We start from the raw sequence: 5,339 nt of genomic DNA on the forward strand, positions 1-5,339 counted from the left end.
CGACTACATCGAACGCTTCTACAATCCGGCCCGCCGACACTCGACCCTCGGCTACGTCAGCCCAATCGAGTTCGAAAAACAGGCCCAATTAGCTTAGGATCGTGTCCACGGAACCAGCAGCAGGCCAACCACTTCGATCCGGCCAAAAGCGCGGCTCTCCCTGGATGGCGGAGAAGCCTTGCGCGATGCTGCCATCTCCGGCGCCGGCCTAGCCTACTTGCCCAGCTATGTCGTCAACGAGGACATTGCGAACGACCGCTTGCGGGTCGTGCTTTCGGCTTACGCAGCCCCGCCCATTCCCATCTGCGCGCTCTATCCGAGCCGGCGTCACCTGGCATCCAAGGTGCGGCGGTTCATCGACCTCGTAGTGGCTGAGTTCCAAACTCCACCACCCTGACGCTATCGGACATCACGAAGAAAGTCCGTTTTCGGTTGCAGGCTTTTTCGGCCTCTATGACTTGGTTGGGTCGACACTTGCCGGTCCGCTTTGGCCTGCCTCCTGAAAAGTGGTCCTCCCTGAGGTATGGCTTTGAGCCATGTGGAGGATGTTGTCATGGGACGGAAGAAGCATACGGCTGAAGAGATTGTCGCCAAGCTGCGCCAGGTGGATGTTCTGGTCTCGCAAGGTCGCAAGTTTGCCGAAGCAATCCGCTCCATTGAGGTGACTGAGGTCACGTATTACCGCTGGCGCTCTGAGTACGGCGGCCTGAAGGGTGACCAGGTCAAGCGGCTGAAGTCCCTGGAGACAGAGAACCAGCGCCTTCGTCGGGCGATCTCCGACCTGACTTTGGAGAAGCTGATCCTGAAGGAGGCCGCATCGGGAAACTTCTGAGCCCGGCTCGCCGCCGGGCTTGTGTCGACTACGTCGTTGCCGAGCATGGCGTGTCGCAACGCTTTGCCTGCCGTGTCCTGGGACAGCATCGTTCGACCCAGCGCAAGTGTGCTGTGGTGGTCGAGGACGAGGCTACTCTGACAGCCGCCATCGTCGCCCTGGCTCTGCAGTACGGGCGCTACGGCTACCGTCGGATCACGGCTTTGCTCCGGCGTGACGGCTGGACGGTAAACGTGAAGCGGGTCGAACGGATCTGGCGCCGCGAAGGGCTCAAGGTCCCGGCTCGGCAACCGAAGCGAGCGCGTCTCTGGCTCAACGACGGTTCCTGCCTGCGACTACGGCCGGAGCATCCTGACCACGTCTGGTCGTACGACTTCGTCTGTCCGTCGTCAGATGATTTGGGATATTCTGCGGTGTTCAGGAGCGGAGGCTCTGGTCCATCTGGGGTAAGAGGTTAGGCGGCCTGCGCGTGGTGGCGCAAGCGGCGATCCATGAGGGTCTGGCGCTTGATGCGTTCCCGCTCGGCCAGGATCCCTTCGCCGCGTCCGAAGTAGACGTCAGCGGGCGTGAGGTTGCTCAGGCTCTCATGGGCTCGGGCATGGTTGTAGTGTTCGACGAAGTCGGCAACCTGCGTCTCCAGTTCGCCGGGCAAGTAGGCGTGTTCGAGCAGGATGCGGTTCTTGAGCGTCTGATGCCAACGCTCGATCTTGCCCTGCGTTTGAGGATGGCATGGCGCACCGCGGATGTGAGTCATGCCCCGGCTGCCGAGCCAGTCAGCCAGGTCGCTGGCGACGTAGCTCGGCCCATTGTCGGAGAGCAGGCGTGGCCGATGCATCACCCGCGCCTGATCGAGCCCAGCCGCACCCAGCGCCAGGTCGAGCGTGGCGGTGACGTCGCTGGCCTGCATCGTCGTGCACAGCTTCCAGGCCACGATGTAGCGTGAGAAGTCGTCCAGCACCGTCGACAGGTAGTACCAGCCCCAGCCAACGACCTTCAGGTAGGTGAAGTCCGTCTGCCAAAGCTGATTGGGCGCGGTGGTCTTATCGCGGAACTCGTCGGCGGCCTTGATGACGATATAGGCCGGGCTGGTGATCAGGTCCTGAGACTTGAGCAACCGGTAGACGGTCGCTTCCGAGACGAAGTAGCGACGCTCGTCTGTGAAGCGCACCGCCAGCTCACGCGGACTGAGTTCAGGCTGCTCCAGAGCCAGGGCAACGATCTGCTCGCGGATCTCCGCAGGCAGGCGGTTCCAGACCCGGCTCGGCCGCGAGGGATGGTCATTCAACGCCTCGGGGCCGCCGCGCTGGTAGGCGTCGTACCACCGGTAGAACGTCGAGCGCGTGATGCCGAGCTTGTCCAGGGTGGTACGTACCGGCAGGTGGGATTGCTCGACGAGCCGGATGATCTCCAGCTTCTCGGGGGCCGGGTACCTCATGCCTCGTCGCCCCCAGCCCCGCTCATGCTTTTTTTAAGCAGACGGTTCTCCAGGACGAGATCAGCTACGACCTCCTTCAGCGCCCCCGTCTCGCGGCGCAGATCCCGCACCTCGTCCGTCGTTGCCGCACGCGCCGTGTCGCCGGACAGGCGCTTCTTGCCAGCCTCCAGGAACTCCTTGGACCAGCCGTAGTACATCGAGGCGGCGATCCCCTCACGTCGGCACAACTCGGCGATGCTGTCCTCGCCACGCAAGCCTTCCAGCACCACGCGGATCTTCTCCTCGGAGGAGAACTGCCGACGTGTGGCCCGACGAATGTCCTTGATCACCGCTTCTGCCGGCTTCTTGGCCGGTCCGGATGTCTGCTTCATCTTCGCTCCTTAGGGGCTACGATGAACCAGCCATCCTCCGTTCGTGAAGACCCTCAATCTGTCCCACAGGTGCTGACGTCGGACACTCATTCTCGACGTCCTTTGCTTGGCGTTCGCGCCGGGTTCGGGGTCCGACCGCGGTCCGCAAGATTCGATCGTTCGATCCTTGCTTCCGGTGAGGCGCCTGAGCTTGATAACGCGCCGAAGCACGTCTGTGAACTGCTTGACGAATCAGCTAACCCACGACGCGGCTTGAAGAAAAAGCTCAATCATATCAGACCACGAATCCGGGAAGCTTGAGTATTCAAAATCGAGTCAACCCCCGTTGATCGTCGTAAAAAATCGGTGCGACTAAGTATCCAACCGCATTTCTTGGCCGCGGCGGATCATGCCCCCTCGTCCAACGGCTCCGGGGGCCGGCGCTGATCGTAGGGCCGGACGGCGATATCCGTCGCGAGGGGCTGGCGCCTGGCGGCGAGGCTTCGAGCCCTCCGCTCCGCCTCACGCAGGGCCGAGGCCCCGAGCGCGTGCAGGAGGGCGTGCACGGTCCTGTCCAGGGCCCCGTCGCCGAGCTCGACCCTGAGCCTCGACAGCCTGACGAAGATCTGTCCGATGCGCGCGTCGACATCATCCTGCATGGCGGCCTCCCCGGGTCTGGCGGGTCGCGGGCTTGCGGTGCGCCCGGATGATCGCGGCGACCTCGTCCCCCGACAGGACACGGGCAGCGACGAGGCGGTCGGCGATGGCCTCGATGGCTGTTCGGTGTTCCCGCACGAAGGCGCAGGCGACGGCGTAGAGGCGGATGAGGTCACCGTCGATCGTGTCGCGAAGAAGGGGATCGTACCGCAGCGCGTCGGCGGCATCCCCCCGGTAGACGAGGGACTCGCCCAGGCCGAGGTTTGTGTGGATGTCGAGCAGGTAGCGCGTCGCCCGGGCGAGATCCGACGAGCGACCTCCCCCTGCGCCCGTAGTCGGAGCCCCGCCCAGCGCGTCCATGGCACGGCCCGCGAGGGTGACCACGACGATGTTCTCGATCTGGGCCTTCGTCAGGAAGGCACGTTGGATGAAGTTCGCCTGTGCGCAGCCGGCGCTCGTCCGCCCCATCGCGATGGTAACGGAGGAAACCTTCGCGACGTCGAGGACCTCTGCCGCAAGGCAATGGGCGGCCTCGTGCCTGGCGCACACCCCGAGCTCCACGTCCGTGCGGCCATCCACCGGCGCGACCTGTGCGATCAGGTCGGCGGGGACCATGCGTCGCCCTTCGCGGCGGGCGGCCGCGCGTGCGCCCTTCACCCAGGACACGACGTCGGCTCCGCTCGCCCCGACGCCGAGGTGGGCGATCGGCCAGAGGTTGGCCTCGGGGAGGTCCACGCCGAGATGCTGGCGGAGGATGCCCGCGAGCGCTTCGGCGTCCGGTCGCTCGATGCGGATGACGGGATGCAGGCGGCCCGGGCGGACGAGCGCGGGATCGAGCATGGCGGCGTGGTTCGTGGCGCCGATGACGATGAGACTGGATGCGGGTCCCGATGCCGTCGAGTCGAGGCAAGTCAGGAGCCCGTTCACGACGGGCGTCCACCAGTCGCGCCCCCTGTTATCCATCGTTTGACGGTTAGGGATAGAATCCACTTCATCGATGAACAGGATCGCAGGCGCCTGGGCCGCGGCTTGGGAGACCTTCGCTTCGAGTGCCTTCAGGACGCCGTCGAGGTGGCCGGTCGACGAAGTGAACAGCTCGGCGACGCTCGTCGAGACGAGCGGGACCTTCGCCGACTTCGCGATCGACCGGATGAGGGACGACTTTCCCAGGCCGGGCTCGCTTTGGAGCAGGCATGTGCGATTGACGGCACTCCAGTCGAGACGGCCGGCGCGCCATTCCTCCAGGTCGGCGACCAGGGCGAGGGCCCAGGACTTCGCGGCCCCGTAGCCACTGACGGTTTCGATGCCAGGCACGTCGGTCCCGAAGGTCTCCGCGCCGGACCTTACGGCGGCGGCGGCCTGGAGCCGGGCGATGCACTCCTTGGGCGAGCTGCCGAGGCGGATCGCGGCCGCGATACTGTCGAAGTCCAGGCCCGCCGCGACGGCCGGCGGCATGGTGCGCAGCCGCTTGCCCGTCACGGTTCGGATCGCCTGCGCGACGATCCTGTTGGATACCGGGCCGATGCGCACGACCAGATCCGCGCCCTGTACGAGGGCGGCCGGCAGGTGGCGCTCCGGGGCATGGCAGATGCCGGCGACCTTGGCACCGCCGGACAGGAGCCGGCTAACCTTCGGGTTCCCTTCCACGGGGGTGTCGTAAGACTTCGACTTGCCGGTGCGGGCGATAATTTCGGCGAAATCGGCCAGCCCACGAAGGGCGGCCTCAACGGGTACCGCCCAGTCCGGCGAAGGGACCTGGACGACGAGGCCGAGGCCGGGTTGGGCCCGGATCCGGCGCAGGCCGGCAGGACCGAGGGCGTCGAGGAGGGCGATGAGGGGTAGGACGTCCCGCGTGTCGCGCGATCCGCCGAGGCAGGCCTCGACGTAGGAGGAGGCTGCGTCGTCGGCGGGCTGAGGGATCGGGTCGTGGGCCCCGGTGTTGTCCGCGGCGGCGTCGGCGGCGGCGATACGCCGGGCGTGATCAAGAAGTGTCATCTGGGCTGCCTCCATGCGCGAGGCAGCCGTCCGCGATCGCGGCGGGCTTAGGCCTCGGGGGGTCTCAGGG

The 5,339-nt window shown here is 65.7% G+C and carries 5 protein-coding genes and 1 pseudogene; 3 read left to right on the forward strand and 3 right to left on the reverse strand.

Annotated elements, in window-relative coordinates:
• The 3 genes and pseudogenes from FV220_RS26535 to FV220_RS23935 form a co-directional block, all read left to right on the forward strand.
• The coding region (locus FV220_RS26535; RefSeq protein WP_348642059.1) for an IS3 family transposase at positions 1-97 on the forward strand (97 nt) is incomplete at its 5' end.
• Positions 98-136: 39 nt separating this feature from the next.
• Positions 137-397 (forward strand): LysR substrate-binding domain-containing protein, encoded by a 261-nt coding sequence (locus tag FV220_RS23930; protein ID WP_187273523.1) that lies wholly within the window; start codon positions 137-139, stop codon positions 395-397.
• Between the two features lie 156 nt (positions 398-553).
• Positions 554-1,212, forward strand: a pseudogene (locus FV220_RS23935) (IS3 family transposase); the annotation flags it as partial.
• 74 nt (positions 1,213-1,286) lie between these two features.
• Here the strand turns inward: FV220_RS23935 and FV220_RS23940 are convergent.
• The 3 genes from FV220_RS23940 to FV220_RS23950 form a co-directional block, all read right to left on the reverse strand.
• Positions 1,287-2,638 (reverse strand): IS3 family transposase gene (locus tag FV220_RS23940; protein WP_147833470.1). Its coding sequence is split into 2 segments (ribosomal slippage): positions 1,287-2,302 and positions 2,302-2,638, totalling 1,353 coding nucleotides; the frame shifts between segments, so codons are not numbered across the junction.
• Positions 2,639-3,024: 386 nt separating this feature from the next.
• Positions 3,025-3,276 (reverse strand): hypothetical protein, encoded by a 252-nt coding sequence (locus FV220_RS23945; protein WP_147833471.1) that lies wholly within the window; start codon positions 3,274-3,276, stop codon positions 3,025-3,027.
• On the reverse strand, positions 3,266-5,269 hold the full coding sequence (locus tag FV220_RS23950) for an AAA family ATPase (protein ID WP_147833472.1): 2,004 nt from the start codon (positions 5,267-5,269) through the stop codon (positions 3,266-3,268). The genes FV220_RS23945 and FV220_RS23950 overlap by 11 nt, the downstream gene beginning before the upstream one ends.
• Between the last annotated feature and the right edge of the window lie 70 nt (positions 5,270-5,339).

The sequence above is a fragment of the Methylobacterium sp. WL19 genome (assembly GCF_008040005.1).
Taxonomy (GTDB): domain Bacteria; phylum Pseudomonadota; class Alphaproteobacteria; order Rhizobiales; family Beijerinckiaceae; genus Methylobacterium; species Methylobacterium bullatum.

What these genes read in the sequence shown, in the direction of transcription:
- FV220_RS23945 (WP_147833471.1), bottom strand. Translation starts at nt 3,276, where the DNA reads ATGCAGGATGATGTCGACGCGCGCATCGGACAGATCTTCGTCAGGCTG.
- FV220_RS23950 (WP_147833472.1), bottom strand. Translation starts at nt 5,269, where the DNA reads ATGACACTTCTTGATCACGCCCGGCGTATCGCCGCCGCCGACGCCGCC.